Source organism: Stenotrophomonas sp. K-6 (genome assembly GCF_056861555.1).
This window is the reverse complement of sequence record NZ_JBSPUC010000002.1, coordinates 545,942-562,194: the sequence shown is the minus strand read 5'-3', so window position 1 is coordinate 562,194 and position 16,253 is coordinate 545,942. Positions and strand designations below refer to the sequence as shown.

General features: G+C 66.5%; 19 protein-coding genes. 4 read left to right on the top strand and 15 right to left on the bottom strand.

What is annotated here, in order from left to right:
• Positions 1-14: 14 nt before the first annotated feature.
• The 14 genes from AC13F7_RS07995 to AC13F7_RS07930 all read right to left on the bottom strand — a co-directional run bounded on the left by AC13F7_RS07995 (position 15) and on the right by AC13F7_RS07930 (position 12,382).
• Positions 15-770, bottom strand: a complete 756-nt coding sequence (locus AC13F7_RS07995) for an HvfC family RiPP maturation protein (protein ID WP_482999791.1) — start codon at positions 768-770, stop codon at positions 15-17.
• Positions 763-1,605 carry an HvfB family MNIO-type RiPP peptide maturase gene (locus AC13F7_RS07990; protein ID WP_483000120.1) on the bottom strand — a complete coding sequence of 281 codons (843 nt, stop codon included), beginning with the start codon at positions 1,603-1,605 and terminating at the stop codon, positions 763-765. Before AC13F7_RS07990 ends, AC13F7_RS07995 begins: the two co-directional genes overlap by 8 nt.
• A 16-nt stretch (positions 1,606-1,621) precedes the next feature.
• Entirely contained in the window at positions 1,622-1,996 is a 375-nt protein-coding gene (locus tag AC13F7_RS07985) for an HvfA family oxazolone/thioamide-modified RiPP metallophore (protein WP_481470466.1), read from the bottom strand.
• A gap of 216 nt (positions 1,997-2,212) precedes the next feature.
• Positions 2,213-2,920 carry a phosphate signaling complex protein PhoU gene (phoU, locus tag AC13F7_RS07980; protein WP_070471813.1) on the bottom strand — a complete coding sequence of 236 codons (708 nt, stop codon included), beginning with the start codon at positions 2,918-2,920 and terminating at the stop codon, positions 2,213-2,215.
• Positions 2,921-2,950: 30 nt separating this feature from the next.
• Complete coding sequence (gene pstB, locus AC13F7_RS07975; RefSeq protein WP_483000118.1) at positions 2,951-3,781, bottom strand: phosphate ABC transporter ATP-binding protein PstB; 831 nt, start codon at positions 3,779-3,781, stop codon at positions 2,951-2,953.
• A gap of 19 nt (positions 3,782-3,800) precedes the next feature.
• Entirely contained in the window at positions 3,801-4,667 is an 867-nt protein-coding gene (gene pstA, locus AC13F7_RS07970) for a phosphate ABC transporter permease PstA (protein ID WP_019185893.1), read from the bottom strand.
• Positions 4,667-5,635, bottom strand: coding sequence for a phosphate ABC transporter permease subunit PstC (gene pstC, locus AC13F7_RS07965; RefSeq protein ID WP_176989925.1), 969 nt, complete (start codon positions 5,633-5,635; stop codon positions 4,667-4,669). The genes pstA and pstC overlap by 1 nt, the downstream gene beginning before the upstream one ends.
• A gap of 134 nt (positions 5,636-5,769) precedes the next feature.
• Positions 5,770-6,861: a phosphate ABC transporter substrate-binding protein PstS gene (gene pstS, locus AC13F7_RS07960; protein ID WP_070471809.1), complete on the bottom strand. Its 1,092-nt coding sequence runs from the start codon at positions 6,859-6,861 to the stop codon at positions 5,770-5,772.
• Positions 6,862-7,143: 282 nt separating this feature from the next.
• On the bottom strand, positions 7,144-8,163 hold the full coding sequence (pstS, locus tag AC13F7_RS07955; RefSeq protein ID WP_046272026.1) for a phosphate ABC transporter substrate-binding protein PstS: 1,020 nt from the start codon (positions 8,161-8,163) through the stop codon (positions 7,144-7,146).
• A 123-nt stretch (positions 8,164-8,286) separates the two neighbouring features.
• Positions 8,287-9,066 (bottom strand): PA3715 family protein, encoded by a 780-nt coding sequence (locus tag AC13F7_RS07950; RefSeq protein WP_482999790.1) that lies wholly within the window; start codon positions 9,064-9,066, stop codon positions 8,287-8,289.
• Between the two features lie 126 nt (positions 9,067-9,192).
• The gene (locus AC13F7_RS07945; protein ID WP_482999789.1) at positions 9,193-10,404 is read right to left on the bottom strand and encodes an OprO/OprP family phosphate-selective porin; all 1,212 of its coding nucleotides are present in this window, start codon (positions 10,402-10,404) and stop codon (positions 9,193-9,195) included.
• Positions 10,405-10,583: 179 nt separating this feature from the next.
• Positions 10,584-11,258 carry an endonuclease III gene (gene nth, locus AC13F7_RS07940; protein ID WP_482999788.1) on the bottom strand — a complete coding sequence of 225 codons (675 nt, stop codon included), beginning with the start codon at positions 11,256-11,258 and terminating at the stop codon, positions 10,584-10,586.
• The gene (locus AC13F7_RS07935) at positions 11,258-11,620 is read right to left on the bottom strand and encodes a hypothetical protein (RefSeq protein WP_482999787.1); all 363 of its coding nucleotides are present in this window, start codon (positions 11,618-11,620) and stop codon (positions 11,258-11,260) included. The genes nth and AC13F7_RS07935 overlap by 1 nt, the downstream gene beginning before the upstream one ends.
• Positions 11,621-11,623: 3 nt before the next feature.
• On the bottom strand, positions 11,624-12,382 hold the full coding sequence (locus AC13F7_RS07930) for an enoyl-CoA hydratase/isomerase family protein (protein WP_481470809.1): 759 nt from the start codon (positions 12,380-12,382) through the stop codon (positions 11,624-11,626).
• A gap of 192 nt (positions 12,383-12,574) precedes the next feature.
• On the opposite strand from AC13F7_RS07930, the gene AC13F7_RS07925 reads away from it, so the two are divergent.
• The 3 genes from AC13F7_RS07925 (at position 12,575) to AC13F7_RS07915 (ending at position 15,054) form a co-directional block, all read left to right on the top strand.
• On the top strand, positions 12,575-13,276 hold the full coding sequence (locus tag AC13F7_RS07925; protein WP_019185884.1) for an FKBP-type peptidyl-prolyl cis-trans isomerase N-terminal domain-containing protein: 702 nt from the start codon (positions 12,575-12,577) through the stop codon (positions 13,274-13,276).
• Positions 13,277-13,363: 87 nt separating this feature from the next.
• Complete coding sequence (locus AC13F7_RS07920; protein ID WP_482999786.1) at positions 13,364-14,167, top strand: CoA pyrophosphatase; 804 nt, start codon at positions 13,364-13,366, stop codon at positions 14,165-14,167.
• Entirely contained in the window at positions 14,164-15,054 is an 891-nt protein-coding gene (locus AC13F7_RS07915; RefSeq protein WP_482999785.1) for a sulfurtransferase, read from the top strand. The genes AC13F7_RS07920 and AC13F7_RS07915 overlap by 4 nt, the downstream gene beginning before the upstream one ends.
• Positions 15,055-15,057: 3 nt before the next feature.
• Here AC13F7_RS07915 and AC13F7_RS07910 read toward each other — a convergent pair whose 3' ends face one another.
• Entirely contained in the window at positions 15,058-15,627 is a 570-nt protein-coding gene (locus tag AC13F7_RS07910) for an N-acetylmuramoyl-L-alanine amidase (RefSeq protein ID WP_481470802.1), read from the bottom strand.
• Positions 15,628-15,684: 57 nt separating this feature from the next.
• Here AC13F7_RS07910 and AC13F7_RS07905 point away from each other — a divergent pair, with 57 nt between their 5' ends.
• The gene (locus AC13F7_RS07905; RefSeq protein WP_482999784.1) at positions 15,685-16,212 is read left to right on the top strand and encodes a hypothetical protein; all 528 of its coding nucleotides are present in this window, start codon (positions 15,685-15,687) and stop codon (positions 16,210-16,212) included.
• Positions 16,213-16,253: the final 41 nt, after the last annotated feature.

The following is a 16,253-nucleotide window of genomic DNA, read 5'->3' as shown; positions in this document are numbered from 1 at the left end:
CCTTGGTGGTGGGGTCAGGAAACGGGCGCAGCAGGCCCGATCACGCCGCTGTCGCGGAACTGGCGCAGTAGGGCGGCGCCGGGCAGGAGCAGCGCATCGGACGCCATGCCGTGCGCCTGCGCAAGCTGCTCCAGGTAAGTGGTGCCGGTACTGCCGGGATGCTGACCGATCAGCTCCAGCAGCTGCGCGGCCATCGGGCTGACCGCGGCGAAGCGGACCTGTCCATCGGGTTCGCGCCGGACCAGCAGCCCGGTCGGCTCGGGGCCGGGCTGCGCGGGCGCGTCATCGGTGCCGAGCCGGTGTACCGGCCAGCGATAGAGCAGTGGCCAGGCCAGGGGGGAGCGCTGCAGCGCCGCGTGCATCGGGTCCAGGCCGGGTGTGGACGGGAAGGGGGGCGCGTCCAACTGGTAGAGGGCCGTTTCCACCCACTCGTAATGGGCCAGTTCGGCCAGTGCCGGATGCGGCAGCGTGGGCTGGTGCTGCAACCACTGCACGAACTCGGCGGCCAGTTCGGTGAACAACGGCGTCTGCGCCGGGTGACTGGCAAGGAAGCGCCGGACCAGGGTGGCCCATGCCGCGTCCCCCAGCAACTGCACGCAGACCGGGAAGCCGTTGCCGATCACGCCCAATACGTTGTTGAAGACCAACCGCTGGTAGACGCCCAGCCGGCGCGGGTCCATGCCGTCGGGCGCGGCGAAACGGTCCGGGTCCCGCAGATGCGCGGTGAACGCTCTCTGCTGTGCGTGCAGGCGTGCCGGGGTGTCAGTCATGTCCGTTCCCGGCATGAGCGGCCATCAGCTGGCGGATGTGCTGCAGTTCGCCGCGCAGTTCGGCATATGGCGGGAAATTGAAATCACGCTCCAGCAGCGTCGGGCGGGCACCGATGCGCGCATAGGTGCGGGCGAGCAGGTCCCAGACCGGATCGATCACCGCGCTGCCGTGGGTATCGATCTTCAGATCGGGCGCCTCGTCCAGATGGCCGGCCACATGCAGGCAGACGATGCGCGCGGCGGGCAGCCCGGCGATGAACGCATCGGCGTCGTAGCCGTGGTTGCAGGCGTTGACGTAGACGTTGTTGACGTCCAGCAGCAGATCGCAATCGGCCTCGGCCAGCACGGCGTTGGTGAAGGCCAGTTCGTCCATGGCCGGTTCCGGGGCGAGGTAGTAGGACACGTTCTCCACTGCGATGCGCCGGCCCAGCAGGTCCTGCACGCGGGCGATGCGTGATGCGGTATGGCGTACGGCTTCGTCGGTGAAGGGAATCGGCAGGAGGTCGTAGAGGTGACCGTCATCGCTGCAGTAGCTCAGGTGCTCGCTGTACAGCGGCACGCTGTGCCGCGCCAGGAAGCGTCCTACCTGTTCCAGCAGCACGGTATCCAGCGGCGCGGTGCTGCCCAGCGAAAGTGACAGCCCATGGCAGGTGAGCGGGTGGCGCGTGGCCAGCTCGGCCAGCGCATCACCGGCCGGGCCACCCACGCCGATCCAGTTTTCCGGCGCGCATTCAAGGAAGTCGACATCGCCGGCAGGCGCATCGCGCAGGTCCTGCAGCAGGGCGCGACGCAAGCCAAGGCCGCTCGCCGCCGCATGCAGCGGCGACCGGCCCATGCCAGGGGTGAGTGCGTCAGTGCTTGGCACCGCACTTGCCTTCGCCGCACTTGCCTTCCGCCGCTTTCTTGTCACCAGCGGCCTTGACCTTCGCATCGGCGGCCTTGCCCTTGTCGGCGCCGCACTTGCCTTCCCCACACTTGCCTTCGGCCGCCTTGGCGCCGGCGGTCGCGGTCTTGCCGCCCGCGGTGGTAGCGGCCTTGTCGGCATGCGCACCGCACTTGCCCTCGCCACACTTGCCTTCAGCCGCCTTGCTCGCCGCTTGGCCGGCCACCAGGTAGCCCTGGGCCAGGTCGGTCATGCTCAATGCGGACGCCGAGGCGGTGACGCCCAGGCCCGCGGCCAGCGCGGTGGCCGCCAACAACGACAGCGATCGGGTGGGTGTGCTCATCGAGTGGATCTCCTTGGAATGGGCCGGGGCCCGGGATGGCTGCGTGGGGGCAGCAGGTGCGGCCATGGTGGCCCGGCCCGGCTCATCGAATCCTCACACAGGATTCAACGTTTCGTGAAGTGCAGCGCGTCATTCCCGAAGCGCCCGGACGCCCCGGCAATAAAAAAGCCGCCACCCGAAGGCAGCGGCTTTGCTTTCCGTTTTTGAAGCACGCGCTCAGACGTGATCGGTACTGCTCGTCTCGTCGCGCTTCTCGCGCGGCGGCAGCGCCTGCTCGCCATGCACCAGGAACCACACGTTCTCGGCGATGTTGGTGGCATGGTCGCCCACGCGCTCCAGGTTCTTGGCCATGAACAACAGGTGCGTGCACGGGGTGATGTTGCGCGGGTCTTCCATCATGTACGTCAGCAGCTCGCGGAACAGCGCGGTGTACTGCGCATCCAGACGGGCATCATCGTCGCGCAGCTCCAGCGCCGCGGCGGCGTCGTTGTCGCGGTAGGCCTCGATCGCGCGGCGCACCTGCTGTGCGGCCAGCCGGCCCAGGGCGCGCAGCCCCTGGATCTGCGGCAGCGGCGGCACCTTGCTCAGGGCGATCGAGCGCTTGGCCACGTTCGCCGCGTAATCGCCGATGCGTTCGATATCGGCCGGGATGCGCAGGCCGGCCAGGATTTCGCGCAGGTCGCGTGCCATCGGCCCGCGCAGCGCAAGGCGCATCACGTCGTGGCTGATGTGCTGCTCAAGCTGGTCGATGGCTTCATCGTTGGCGATGATGCGCTGGGCGGCGTTCTCGTCGCGCTTCTCGATGACGTCCATGGACGCTTCGAGCTGGGCGACGGCCATCTCGCCCATGCGCACGATCTCGGCCACCAGGCGCTGCTGTTCTTCGTCGTAGCTCTTGACGATGTGGTCGTTGGGAATGCTCATGCTGTTCTATCCAGGGTTCGTGGGCCGGAATCAGCCGAAGCGGCCGGTGATGTAGTCTTCGGTCTGCTGCTTGGTGGGCTGCGAGAAGATCACTTCGGTGCGGTCGTGCTCGATCAGGTCGCCCAGGTACATGAAGGCGGTGTAATCGGACACGCGCGCGGCCTGCTGCATGTTGTGGGTGACGATCACGATGGTGTAATCGTGCTTGAGCTCTTCGACCAGCTGCTCGATGCGGCTGGTGGAGATCGGGTCCAGCGCCGAGGTCGGCTCGTCGAGCAGCAGCACGTCCGGGCGCAGGGCCACGGCGCGGGCGATGCACAGGCGCTGCTGCTGGCCACCGGACAGGCCCAGCGCGCTCTGGTTGAGCTTGTCCTTCACCTCGTCCCACAGCGCGCCCTGGCGCAAAGCCTGCTCGACGCGGTCGGTCATCTCCGACTTGGAGAGCTTCTCGTGGTGGCGGATGCCGTAGGCCACGTTCTCGAAGATGGTCATCGGGAACGGCACCGGCTTCTGGAACACCATGCCGACCTTGCTGCGCAGGCGGTTCATCGGGTACTTCGGCGAGAGGATGTTCTCACCATCGAGCAACACTTCACCGCGCGCTTCCAGCTTGGGGTACAGCGCATAGATGCGGTTGAAGATGCGCAGCAGCGTGGACTTGCCGCAGCCGGAGGGACCGATCAGCGCGGTGACGCGCTTTTCCGGAATCTCCAGGTCGATGCCCTTCAGCGCATGGAACTTGTCGTAGTAGAAATCCAGCCCGCGTGCGGCCAGCTTGATCGGCGCCGGGGTGTGCAGGTTTTCATGCGAGGCCGGGACCACGATGCGCTGCATCGGCACGGCGTTGGAGAGATCGTTCATGGCGATGTCCGTGGAAAGGTCAGTCATGGGAGATACGGTTGCGCAGCAGGATGCCGCGCGCGGAAAGGCTGACCAGCAGCACGAACACGGTCAGCACCAGCGCGCCGGCCCAGGCCAGCACCTGCCAGGATTCGTACGGGCTGCCGGCGAACTGGTTCATCACCACCGGCACCGAGGCCATCGGCTGGAACACGTTGCTGTTCCAGTATTGGTTGCCGAAGGCGGTGAACAGCAGCGGGGCGGTCTCGCCGGAGATTCGGGCCAGGGCCAGCAGGATGCCGGTCACGATGCCGGCGGCGGCGCTGCGGTACAGCACCTGCACCGTCACCTTCCACTGCGGGATGCCCAGCGACAGGGCCGCTTCACGCATCTGCGAAGGCACCAGGCGCAGCATTTCATCGGTGGTACGCACCACCACCGGCAGCACGATGAAGGCCAGCGAGAGTGCACCGGCGAAGGCGGAGAACTGCCCGCCGGTCTGCATCACGTACAGGGTGTAGACGAACAGACCCAGCACGATCGACGGTGCCGAGAGCAGGATGTCGTTGACGAAGCGCACCACCGTGCCGGCCTTGCGGAAGTTGCCGTACTCGGCCAGCCAGGTGCCGGCCAGCACGCCCAGCGGGGTGCCGATCGCGATCGCCAGGCCACACATGACAGCGCTGCCGAAGAAGGCATTGGCCAGGCCGCCTTCCTGCATCGGCGGCGGTGTCATCTTGGTGAACAGGTCCAGATTGATGCCGGCCAGGCCCTTGGAAGCCAGCGTCCACAGGATCCAGCCGAGGAAGAACAGGCCGAACAATGCGGTCAGGCAGGACATCAGCAGCGCGACCACGTTGACGATGCGGCGGCGCAGGTACAACGGTTGAGCGTTGGCGGTGGACATCAGTTGCCCTCCTTGCGGGCCAGGCGCATCAGCATCAGGCGGGCGATCGCCAGCACCACGAAGGTCACGATGAACAGGACGAAGCCGAGCAGCAGCAGCGCCGAGCGGTAGGTTTCAGTGGCTTCGCCGAAATCGTTGGCGATCAGCGCGGCAATGGTGGTGCCCGGCTCGAGCAGCGAAGGCGACAGGCGTACGCTGTTGCCGATCACGAAGGCCACCGCCATGGTTTCACCCAGGGCGCGGCCGAGGCCGAGGAAGATGCCGCCGATCACCGCCGAGCGGGTGTAGGGCAGCACGATGTCCCAGCTCACTTCCCACTTGGTGGAACCCAGTGCATACGCCGATTCCTTCAGGCGGGTCGGCACGGTCAGGAACACTTCGCGCATCACCGAGGAGATGAAGGGGATCACCATGATCGCCAGCACGAAGCCGGCGGTGAGCACACCGATGCCCAGCGGCGGGCCCTGGAACAAGGGGCCGATGATCGGCATCGTGCCCAGGTGATCATTGAGGAACGGAGTGACGTACTCGGTCATCACCGGGACCAGCACGAACAGGCCCCACATGCCGTAGATGATCGAGGGGATACCGGCCAGCAGTTCGATGGCGGTACCGACCGGGCCACGCAGCCAGCGCGGGGCGACCTCGGTCAGGAAGAAGGCGATACCGAAGCTCACCGGGACAGCGATGACCATCGCGATCAGGGCAGTGACCAGGGTGCCGTAGATCGGTGCGAGCGCACCGAATTTGTTCTCGACCGGATTCCATTCGGAGGAGTAGAAGAAGCTCAGGCCCTGCTCCTGCAGGGCATGGCGGCCGCCCCACAGCATCGAGAGCGCGGCGCAGGCCAGGGCGACCAGCACCAGGATGACGGTGGCGATCAGTACCCAACGGAACAGTTTGTCGTTGCGGGCATCACGCAGGTCGCGAAGAGACGGTGCGGGAACAGGCTGGGCGATGGCATTCATGGCTGAGGCGGGGGCCCGAGAAGAGAAGAGGTAGTGCCGGGCGATGCCCGGCATCACGTTCGGAGCGTGGTGCCGCCGGGCAGGGCCCGGCGCTAGGATCGGTCAGGCCCGCGCCAGGCGCGGGCCTGCCTGGTTCACTTGAACTCGCTGGTCCAGTACGCCTCGATCTGGGTGACCAGCTCGGCCGGCAGCGGCACGTAGTGCAGTTCGTTGGCCTGGGCCTGGCCCTTCTCGAAGGCCCACTTGAAGAACGCCAGGGTGTCCTTGCTGCGCTGGGCATCCTTGGGCTGCTTGTGCATCAGCATGAAGTTGGTGGCGGTGATCGGCCATGCCTGGTCGCCCGGGGCATTGGTGATGACCAGGTTGAAGTCCTTGGCGCTGGCCCAGTCGGCGCTGGCGGCTGCCGCGGCGAAGGTTTCCGCGCTCGGCTGCACCCAGTTGCCGGCGGCGTTCTGCATCGAGGCGTACGGCATGCCGTTCTGCAGCGCGTAGGCCAGCTCGACGTAGCCGATCGAGCCCTTGATCTGCTTCACGTACGAGGCCACGCCTTCATTGCCCTTGCCACCCACGCCGTCCGGCCACTGCACCGAGGTGCCTTCGCCGACCTTGCTCTTCCAGTCCGGGCTGACCTTGGACAGGTAGTTGGAGAAGTTGAAGGTGGTGCCCGAGCCATCCGAACGGTGCACCAGGGTGATCTTGCCGTCGGGCAGTTTGACGCCCGGGTTGGCAGCGACGATCGCCGGGTCGTTCCAGGTCTTGACCTTGCCCAGGAAAATGTCGGCCAGCAGGGCGCCGCTCAGGCGCAGCTTGCCGGCTTCCAGGCCGTCGATGTTGACCACCGGGACCACGCCGCCGATGGCCGACGGGAACTGACCAAGACCGGCCTGGGCAAGTTCTTCGCTGCTCAGCGGCTTGTCGGAGGAACCGAAGTCAACGGTGCCGGCCTTGATCTGGGCGATGCCGCCACCCGAACCGATCGACTGGTAGTTGATCTTGGCGCCGGTGGCGGCGTTGTAGTCGGCCGACCACTTGGACACCAGCGGGAAGATGAAGGATGCACCGGCGCCGGAAATCTCGGCGGTGAGGCGGTCGCCAGCCGCCGGGGCAGCGGCTGGCGCGTCGGTGGCCGGCGCGGCGGCCTGGCCTTCAGCGCCTGGCTTGCAGGCGGAAAGGCCCAGCGCGATGGCCAGGGAAAGGGCGGCAATGCTGGCCGTGTGCAGTTTCATGCGTCACTCCATAGCGGGATAAGAGCCGGTCTTTCCGGCGACGCGACTATGAAATGATGTTTTTGTTACAGCTTGATGACGCCGTGACCGGGCGCACGCAAAGCCTTGCGGCACAAGGGGAAGGCGTGCGGGGGCGGGCAACAAAAAGGCGCGGAACCTTGCGGTCCGCGCCCGATGGCGCCGGAAGGGGGAGAGAGGTCCCTCCGGCGCCATTGCCTCGTTGTGCGTACCGACCAAGGGTCGGTACCTACCGCCAGTTCACCACCGTGGGTGGTGGCTTCCTCAATACTTCAGGTTCTGCGACCAGTAGGTCTCGATCTGCTTGACCAGGGTGTCCGGCAGCGGCACGTAGTCGAGCTGCTTGGCCTGGGCATCGCCGCTCTTGTAGATCCAGCGGAAGAATTCCTGGGTGGCCTTGGCGTTGGCGACGTTCTTGGGCTGCTTGCGGACCAGGATGAAGTTGGTGGCGGTGATCGGCCACGCATCGGCGCCCGGGGCGTTGGTCATGACCAGGTAGAAGTCCTTCGAGCTGGCCCAGTCGGCGCTGGCGGCAGCGGCGGCGAAGGAGGTGTCGCTCGGCAGCACGATCTTGCCCGAGGCGTTCTTCATCGCAGCGTAGGACATCTTGTTCTGCAGTGCGTAGGACAGTTCGACGTAGCCGATGCCGCCCTTGATCTGCTTCACGTAGGCGGCGACGCCTTCGTTGCCCTTGCCGCCGATGCCGACCGGCCACTGGACCGAGGTGCCTTCACCGACCTTGGTCTTCCACTCCGGGTTGACCTTGGAGAGGTAGTTGACGAAGTTGAAGGTGGTGCCCGAACCGTCCGAGCGGTGCACGACGGTGATCTTGCCGTCGGGCAGCTTCACGCCCGGGTTCAGCGCGGCGATCGCCGGGTCGTTCCAGGTCTTGATCTTGCCGAGGAAGATGTTGCCCAGGGTCGGGCCATCCAGCTTCAGCGCGCCCGGGGCGATGCCGGCCACGTTGATCACCGGGACCACGCCGCCGATGACCGACGGGAACTGGGCCAGACCGGCCGCAGCCAGTTCTTCCGGCTTCAGCGGGGCATCGGAGGAACCGAAATCAACGGTCGCGGCCTTGATCTGGGCGATGCCACCACCGGAACCGATGGACTGGTAGTTGACCTTCTTGCCGGTCGCGGTGCTGTAGTCGGCCGACCACTTGGACATGACCGGGTAGATGAACGAGGCGCCCGCGCCGGTCACATCGGCGGCATTGGCGGCGAACACGGACGACGCAGCGAGGACGGCAACGGCGGCGCGCGATTTGAAGGCGTGGATCACGGGGTGGCTCCTGGGATGGATGAAGGTGCGGGGTGTCCCGCCCGGTGCTCATTCCATAACCATTCGATGACAGCGCAGCGACTGTCATATGACTGCCTTGTGACATGCATCCTGGGATGCGCGTCACAACGGCTGCAGGGCCTCCGGAACCGCATAACGGCGCCCGTCATAACGCAGCACGTGGCGCTGTGCGTCCACCGGCGTGTCCTGGTCGCGGCACTGCTCGCCGTCCATCCAGCTGTGCGTGGTGACCCGGCGTTCGCGCAGGATGAGGTCGGCCAAGCCGTGTCTGCCCGTGGGCCCCACGGCGACGGTGCGCGATACGTCGATGGATTCACCCGCGCAGCGGGTGTCCCACTCGGCCTGGAAACGACGCAGCACCATCGGTGGGCCAAGCGTGCGCAGCGTGTCTGCCTGCACCGCCAGCAGATGCAACTGTTCTTCGCTGAAAGGATTGGGCCCGGAACCATTGCGCCGCTGCACGCGCAGGCCGAACGCGAGGGTGTCCGGCGCAAGCTGGTAGCGCGCGGTATCCAGGCGCATCCCGTCGAAGAAGACCGCGTCGCTGTCGAGTGCGCCGGACAGCACCGTCCACGCGCGCGTGGCGAGGGTGTCGCTGTCGATCACCAGCACCTCCACGTCGCCATCGCGGGCGTCGTGGTCGCCGCCGTCGCGCCAGACCGGCGTGGCCACCAGGGTCAACTCCGGGCGTGCCGGCCAACGCCGGCAGACGCTGGCGGCAGTGTCACGGCTGTAGCCGGGGCGATCGGGCAGCGCATTGTCCGCCCGCACCACGTAGGCCTCCTGCGCGGCCGCCTGGGCATCATGACAGTCCTGCGCCTGGGCGGGCAGGGCGCCGGCACCGCAGGCGGCGGCCAGCAACAGCGACAGTGCGATACGCATCAGGTTCCATCCATGGGGGCAAAGGGCGCCCCAGCATACCCGCGCATGGGTGTAGCCCCCCCCGATGGGGCACGAAAAAAGGCGCAGCCGAAGCTGCGCCTTTGTGTCACACGCGTGTTGCAGGACTTACCAGAAGAACTGCAGGCGCGCTTCGAGGATATTCGGGTCGTCGTTGACGAAGGTACGGGCGGTGGAGCTGTACTTCTTGCTGTCCACCATCACGTAGTTCAGCGCGAACTTCGTGTTGGAGCGCCAGTAGTAGTTCACGCCCACGGTCCAGATGTCCATCTTGCCGCCCAGCACGCCATCGACGATCGGCGCGCGACCGGCCACCGGGTTCGCGCGCAGGTTGCCGTCGTTGAGGTCCATGTGGTCGTAACGTGCACCCAGCTGCCACATGCCACGACCCGGCTCGTCCGGCAGGCCGGTGGTCGGGGTGCCGCCCTTGTAACCCCAGGTTTCGCCGGTGATGTTCCACAGGCCGCTGACGTAGTAGCCGTCGCTGGTGTAGTTGTCGCGGGTGTAACGCTTGGCCTTGCTGGTGTAGTACTCGGCCTGGGCCTTGAACGGGCCGCCGATGTACATCGCTTCGGCACCGATCGTGCTGACGCGGTCGGTATCAACCAGGTTGCCGCTGTCCACCAGCCGCACCGTGGCCAGATCGGCGTTCGGACGGGCACGCACCCGCAACGTGTCGGCGTCGGTGTCGTAGTCGACGTAGCTCAGGCCGAAGTGCAGGACCTGGCCCTTTTCATTGATCGGGGCCCAGGTGCCGCGCGCGCCGTAGCCGCTGCCATGGGCGAGGTTGCGGGTCAGCTCGCGGCCGAAGGCGCTGGCGGTGACGGACCAGTTGTTGTCACCGATGCTGTACGCACCACCGAGGCGACGGGCCACGGCGTAGGTGTTGGTGACCGCGGCCTTGGAGATGAAGTCGTTGTTTTTGGTGCTGGACAGTTCTTCCAGGCTGTTGGGCTGCTTGAACTGGCCGAACTGCACGAAGTGGTTGGCGTTGCCGGCCAGCTTGTACTTCAGGTTGGTGTCCAGGAACTTGTCGGCCTTGGCGTCGTAGCCCACCACCCATTCCACGTTGCCCGGGCCCTTGCCCTTGAGCACCAGCTCGGCACGGCGCAGCTCGAATTCGCTGTTCTTGCCGTTGGCCGCATCGCCGCCGTTGAGGTCGGCCACATCGTTGTCGAACCAGTTGCCGTCAGCCTGGACCAGGCCTTCGAACGTGATTTCCGAACCGCCGATCACATCAATGGCCACTTCAGCGTGAGCGGCCGGAACGAACAGCGCAGCCGCCACGGCCGCAGTAAGAAGTTGGCGATGCAGTTTCATGGAAGGAGCCTTGCAGGCAGGTGGGAAGATGCTGCGCAGGCTAATTAGTGAAGATTGCGTAAATGTGACAGTTTCGGACAAACCGTCATCGCCCGCATCCCAAGCGGCGTCAGGGGCTGCTATTGATGCCCGGCGCAGATGACCGGCGGGTTGCGTCCATATGGCAGTCCGCCCCCCGTTCAGGCGGCGGTCTTTTCCTTGAAACGGCACAGGTCGCGGATCACGCATTGCGGGCAGTCCGGCTTGCGTGCCTTGCACACGTAACGGCCATGCAGAATCAGCCAGTGATGCGCGTCGAGCAGGAACTCGGCCGGGATCACCTTGACCAGCAGATCCTCCACCGCACGCACGTCCTTGCCCGGCGCCAGGCCGGTGCGATTGGAAACGCGGAAGATGTGGGTATCCACCGCCATCACCGGTTCACCGAACGCGGTGTTGAGCACGACATTGGCAGTCTTGCGACCGACACCCGGCAGCGCCTCGAGCGCGGCGCGATCGCGCGGCACTTCGCCGCCGTGCTGTTCCACCAACATCGCGCAGGCCGCAATCACGTTCTTCGCTTTGGCGTTGTAAAGACCGATGGTGGCGATGTACTTCTTCAAGCCGTCTTCACCGAGAGCGAGGATCGCCTGCGGGGTATTGGCGACCGGGAACAGTTTGCGCGTGGCCTTGTTCACGCCCACGTCGGTGGCCTGCGCGGACAGCGTGACGGCTACCAGCAGCTCGAACGGCGAGCTGTACTCGAGTTCGGTCCTGGGGTGCGGATTGAGTTCGCGCAGGCGCGTGAACATTTCGATCACCTCGGCCTTGGGCATGCGCGCGGTGCGTGCGGCGGGTTTGTTCATCGTAGCCATCAGGACGTGCGGCCCGCGGCCTTGGCCTTGGCGCGCGCGAGGATCGCGGCAGCGGCCGAGGGCAGGGCGGGTTTCTGGATCTCCGGTGTGGGGGGCGGTGCGCGGCGTGCATCGCGCTCGGCGGCGCGGCGTGCGAGCCGCTGCTGGCGCTGGCGGTAGCGCTCGCGTGCGGCCCAGGCGCGCTGCAACTGCTGCTGCGCATTCTGCAGGCGCAGGGGCAGTTCGGGATGGTCGGACACTAGTTGCTCGTCGCCCGGCTGCGGGACGTAGTCCATCAGCCCAGCCGCCAGCGCGGCATCCCATTGATCATCGAGGATCAGTGCCAGCAGCTGCGCCGGCGAAGCGGTTTCGGAAGGCGACATGGCTCAGCGGTTCTGGAACACCGGCGGGCGGCGCGCCAGGAACGCGCTGGTGCCTTCGCGCATGTCCTCGGTGGCGAACATCAGGCCGAACTGCGCACTTTCATACTCCAGGCCTTCGCCCAGCGGACACTCGCCGCCGATATGGATCGCATCGAGGATGCCGCGTAGCGCGAGAGGCGCGGCCGAGGCCAATTGCGACGCCAGTGCGCGCACGCGGGCATCCAGTTCCGCAGCCGGAACCACCTCATTGACGATGCCCAGTTGCGCGGCACGCGCGGCGGTGATCGGGGCGCCCAGCAGGCACAGCTCCAGCGCGGCGGCGCGGCCGCACAGGCGCAGCAGCCGCTGGCTGCCGCCAAAGCCAGGAATCAGGCCCAGATTGATCTCCGGTTGCCCCATCCGGGCGGTCTCCGCGGCCACCCGCAGGTGGCAGGCCATGGCCAGTTCCAGCCCACCGCCCAGCGCAAATCCGTTGATCTTGGCGATCACCGGCTTGGGCATGCGTTCGATGCGGCGCATCAATTGCTGGCCGACCAAGGAAAAATCACGACCCTGAACCGCGCTCAGGCCGTTCATTTCAGCGATGTCGGCCCCGGCCACGAAGGCCTTGGGACCTGCGCCGGTCAGCACAACCACGCGCACGGCCGGGTTCGCGGCGGCCTCCGAGAACGCGGTATCCAGGGCTTCCAGGGTCGCCCGGTTCAGGGCGTTGAGTTTGTCCGGGCGGTTGACCGTCACGGTGCGCACGGCAGCATCGTCCATAATCGAGATAAGGGCGTCGGCCACGGCAGGACTCCTGAAAACGTTAAAAAAAAGTGATTGTTGAACTCTTGAAACGAAGTCAGGTCAGAGCCTGCGTCGTTAGTGGCGGTTCAACGTTGCGGCGGCTATCCTAACCCGTCGCCTCAGGGCGGCCCAACGCGTCCTGAGTTACCACCCCTGGAGAAAAGTTTGATGAAGTTGCGTTCTATCGCGGTCGCCGTCGCGGCCCTGGCCCTGACGGGCAATGCCTTCGCCCAGGACACTTCGTCCGAAAAGGGCAAGCTGAGCTATTACTTCGGTTACGACTACGGCAACAACCTGGCTGAACTCACCGCACGCGGCGAGCAGCTGGACATCAACTCGGTGGTGAAGGGCCTGCAGGATGCCTACGCCAAGAAGCAGCCGTCGATCACGGCCGAGCAGTTGAAGCCCGCCGTCGAAGCCTTCCAGAAGCGTGAGCAGGGTCGTGCGCAGGCCGCCAAGGCTGAGTACGACAAGGCTGCCGCCGAAAACAAGACCAAGAGCACCCAGTTCCTGGCCGCCAACAAGGCCAAGGCCGGCGTGCAGTCGCTTCCGAGCGGCGTGCAGTACCGCGTGATCGAAGCCGGCAAGGGCGCCAAGCCGACCCAGGCCAGCACCGTGCAGCTGGAAGTGGCCGGTCCGTACCCGTTCGGCACCCGTCCGGCCGAAGCACGTCCGGCGCAGCAGATTCCGGGCATCAAGGTCAGCGAAGTCGAAATGAAGGCCATGCGTGAAGCCCTGCTGCAGATGCCGGCCGGCTCCAAGTGGGAAGTGACGCTGCCGCCGGATCAGGCCTATGGTGCCGATCCGCGCACGCCGTTCCCGCCGAACGTCGCGGTGCAGTTCGAAATCAAGCTCGTCAGCGTCAAGTAATTGCTGCAACATCAAGAACGCGCCGGTGGAAACACCGGCGCGTTTTTCGTTTCCGTGCAATCGCGCTACTGTTGAGCGGTCCAATCGATGGAACATTCCCCGCATGCCGTGCCCACTCCCTGCACCGGAATCTGCGCACTGGACCGCGCCGGTGTCTGCACGGGTTGCCTGCGCACCATGGATGAAATCACCCGCTGGCGAACCATGAGTCGACCCGAACAGCATCACGTGATGCAGCACACACTGCCGCTGCGCGAACAACTGCGGCAATCCCTGCGCGGTTCGCTGGCCGAACATGAGCGCCTGCTGCGCGCGCTGCATCCGCTGGACCAGCCGCCGCCCGGCGATGGCTGGAACCGCAGCGAACTGATCGATCTGTTACCGCCCGGCCCCCCGGTTGAAGCGGCCGTGCTGGCCGGCATCATTCCGCGCGAGGGCGGCGCCCAGGTACTGCTGACCCGGCGGACCGATACGCTGCGCCATCATGGCGGGCAGGTCGGTTTTCCCGGCGGTCGCATGGAGCCGGAGGACCGCGATGCGGTCGCTGCTGCGATCCGCGAAAGTGATGAGGAAATCGCACTCAAACAGGACCAGGTGCAGGTGCTCGGATATCTGGATCCGTTCGTGACGATTACCGGCTACCGGGTGATGCCGGTGGTGGCCGTGATCGATCCCGCCTTCGTGGCCGTGCCCGAGCCGGGTGAGGTTGCCGAAGTGTTTGAGGTGCCGCTCTCCTACCTGATGGATCCGGCCAACCTGCACCACGTCGAGATCGACCATCGCGGGCGCATCCGTCACGTACTCGAGTACGGCTGGCCCGGGCAGCGGATCTGGGGCGCGACCGCCGCCATTCTCTACAACCTGCGTCGCCGCCTGGAGCAGACCGCATGACCACGCCGCTGATCGATGTCGCCACCCTTGCACACGTTATGGATCAGGGTGCGACGCGCCTCATGGATGCACGTGCGACGCCCAGTGCCTCGCCCGCGTTGCGGGTGATGGACGCACGGTTCTCGCTGGCCGATCCGCACGCCGGTGCACAGCTGTACGCGCAGGGCCATGTGCCCGGCGCGCTGTACGCCGATCTCAACCGGGATCTGTCCGATCTCGGCCGCACCGGCCATGGCCGGCACCCGCTGCCGGACAATGATGCATTCGCCGCCCGCCTGGGCGAGTGGGGCATCGGGCCGGATACGCAGGTCGTGGTCTACGAAGCGGGCGACGGCAGCATGGCCGCCGCGCGCCTGTGGTGGCTGCTGCGGCTGATCGGGCATGTGCAGGTGCGGGTGCTTGATGGTGGCTTCGCCGCCTGGCAGGCCGCTGGCCTGCCGGTAACGGCGGAGCTGCCGCAGGTGACCACGTGGCCGCCGTACCCCGGGCGTTTCGACCGCAGCCGGATCGCCTCGGTGGAGGAGGTGCAGGCGCGATTGAAGCACGCCCCGGGCTGGTTGATCGATGCGCGGGCCGGTGAACGCTTCCGTGGCGAAGTGGAACCGTTGGATCCGGTCGCCGGCCATGTGCCCGGCGCGGTGAACCGTCCGTTCGCGTTGAACGTGCACGACGGGCGGCTTCGCCCTGCGGACGATCTTCGCGCCGCACTGCAGCCGCTGCTCGGCACGCATGCACCGGACGAGGTCGTGCTGATGTGCGGCTCCGGCGTGACCGCCTGCCATCTGCTGCTGGCGATGGAAGCCGCCGGGCTGGAAGGGGCACGCGTCTATGCCGATTCGTGGAGCGGTTGGGTCAGCGACCCGTCGCGCCCCGTCGCCACCGGCTGATCATCACCCACGCAGTTCCTGCAGCGGCACCGCCGCCAGCACGCGTGGCCACGGGAACATCGGCCCCGGATCGCGCTTGCGTGGCACCCGCCGCTCCGGATCGTCGCTGGCCACTTCCTCGCGCGTATCCAGCCACTCATGGCCGGCGATATGCGCCAGTGCCGGCAGCGTCCCGCACAGGTGTTGCAGCAGGTCGATCAGCGCCGCGATCTGCGCATCCGGATAGGGCTCGTCCATCGCCTGGTGGCGGGAATCCCACCAGTGTGGGTAGCGTCCGGTGTTGACCAGTTCGATGCCGATCGAGCGCGGGTTATAGCCACTGACCTGATGCGCGACGCGGTCCAGGGACACGTACTGGACGATGCGCCCGTCGCGGTCGATGTAGTAGTGCCCGCTGTTGCCGGTGCCGCTGTCGTACAGCACCCGCTCGCCGTACTCGCGTGCCATCGCCAGGTCCGGCAGTTCGGTGCAGTGGATGACCACCAGATCGATCTCGTCGCGCGTGCGGGCCAGCAGCCTGTCCTGGTAGGGCAGGGGCTGTGCATCGATGGCGGGCGGGGCGCGGTCGGGCATGCGGCGATGCTAGCATTTGGGCATGAACGCTCCTATCGATTCCCGCGTGGTATGCGCATGAGCCGCGGCCACTGCATCCTCTCCCATGGCTTTGAAAGCGGCCCGGACGCCATCAAGGTGACCGCCCTGGCCGAGGTGGCCGAGCGCCTGGGCTGGACCCACGAGCGCCCGGACTACACCGATCTGGACGCCCAGCGCGAAATCAGCAGCCTGGGCGATGTGCGTGCCCGCCTGCAGCGATTGGTCACCCTGGCCACCGCCCGCGCCGCGCAGGGCCCGGTGGTGCTGGCCGGCTCCAGTCTCGGCTCGTACATCTCGGCCGTCGCCTCGCTGCAGGTGCCGGTCCAGGGCCTGTTCCTGATGGTGCCGCCGACCCGGATGGGACCGATGCCGGCGCTGGATGCCGCCCGCGTGCCGACCAGCGTGGTCCACGCCTGGCACGATGAGCTGATCCCGCCGGCCGAGGTGATCGCCTGGGCCCAGGCCCGCTCGGCGCGCCTGTTGATGGTGGACGACGGGCACCGCCTGACCGACCACGTCGAGGCCTCGAGCCGGGCCTTCGAGGAACTGTTGGCCTCGCTGTAACCGGGCGTTCCAGCCCACCTCACGTACAATGGCCCGCCGGA

Excerpts from the sequence above, each read along its gene's own strand:
- AC13F7_RS07995 (WP_482999791.1), bottom strand. The coding sequence starts at position 770 with ATGACTGACACCCCGGCACGCCTGCACGCACAGCAGAGAGCGTTCACC.
- AC13F7_RS07990 (WP_483000120.1), bottom strand. The coding sequence starts at position 1,605 with ATGGGCCGGTCGCCGCTGCATGCGGCGGCGAGCGGCCTTGGCTTGCGT.
- AC13F7_RS07985 (WP_481470466.1), bottom strand. The coding sequence starts at position 1,996 with ATGAGCACACCCACCCGATCGCTGTCGTTGTTGGCGGCCACCGCGCTG.
- phoU (WP_070471813.1), bottom strand. The coding sequence starts at position 2,920 with ATGAGCATTCCCAACGACCACATCGTCAAGAGCTACGACGAAGAACAG.
- pstB (WP_483000118.1), bottom strand. The coding sequence starts at position 3,781 with ATGAACGATCTCTCCAACGCCGTGCCGATGCAGCGCATCGTGGTCCCG.
- pstA (WP_019185893.1), bottom strand. The coding sequence starts at position 4,667 with ATGTCCACCGCCAACGCTCAACCGTTGTACCTGCGCCGCCGCATCGTC.
- pstC (WP_176989925.1), bottom strand. The coding sequence starts at position 5,635 with ATGAATGCCATCGCCCAGCCTGTTCCCGCACCGTCTCTTCGCGACCTG.
- pstS (WP_070471809.1), bottom strand. The coding sequence starts at position 6,861 with ATGAAACTGCACACGGCCAGCATTGCCGCCCTTTCCCTGGCCATCGCG.
- AC13F7_RS07950 (WP_482999790.1), bottom strand. The coding sequence starts at position 9,066 with ATGCGTATCGCACTGTCGCTGTTGCTGGCCGCCGCCTGCGGTGCCGGC.
- AC13F7_RS07945 (WP_482999789.1), bottom strand. The coding sequence starts at position 10,404 with ATGAAACTGCATCGCCAACTTCTTACTGCGGCCGTGGCGGCTGCGCTG.
- nth (WP_482999788.1), bottom strand. The coding sequence starts at position 11,258 with ATGGCTACGATGAACAAACCCGCCGCACGCACCGCGCGCATGCCCAAG.
- AC13F7_RS07935 (WP_482999787.1), bottom strand. The coding sequence starts at position 11,620 with ATGTCGCCTTCCGAAACCGCTTCGCCGGCGCAGCTGCTGGCACTGATC.
- AC13F7_RS07930 (WP_481470809.1), bottom strand. The coding sequence starts at position 12,382 with ATGGACGATGCTGCCGTGCGCACCGTGACGGTCAACCGCCCGGACAAA.
- AC13F7_RS07925 (WP_019185884.1), top strand. The coding sequence starts at position 12,575 with ATGAAGTTGCGTTCTATCGCGGTCGCCGTCGCGGCCCTGGCCCTGACG.
- AC13F7_RS07920 (WP_482999786.1), top strand. The coding sequence starts at position 13,364 with ATGGAACATTCCCCGCATGCCGTGCCCACTCCCTGCACCGGAATCTGC.
- AC13F7_RS07915 (WP_482999785.1), top strand. The coding sequence starts at position 14,164 with ATGACCACGCCGCTGATCGATGTCGCCACCCTTGCACACGTTATGGAT.
- AC13F7_RS07910 (WP_481470802.1), bottom strand. The coding sequence starts at position 15,627 with ATGCCCGACCGCGCCCCGCCCGCCATCGATGCACAGCCCCTGCCCTAC.
- AC13F7_RS07905 (WP_482999784.1), top strand. The coding sequence starts at position 15,685 with ATGAGCCGCGGCCACTGCATCCTCTCCCATGGCTTTGAAAGCGGCCCG.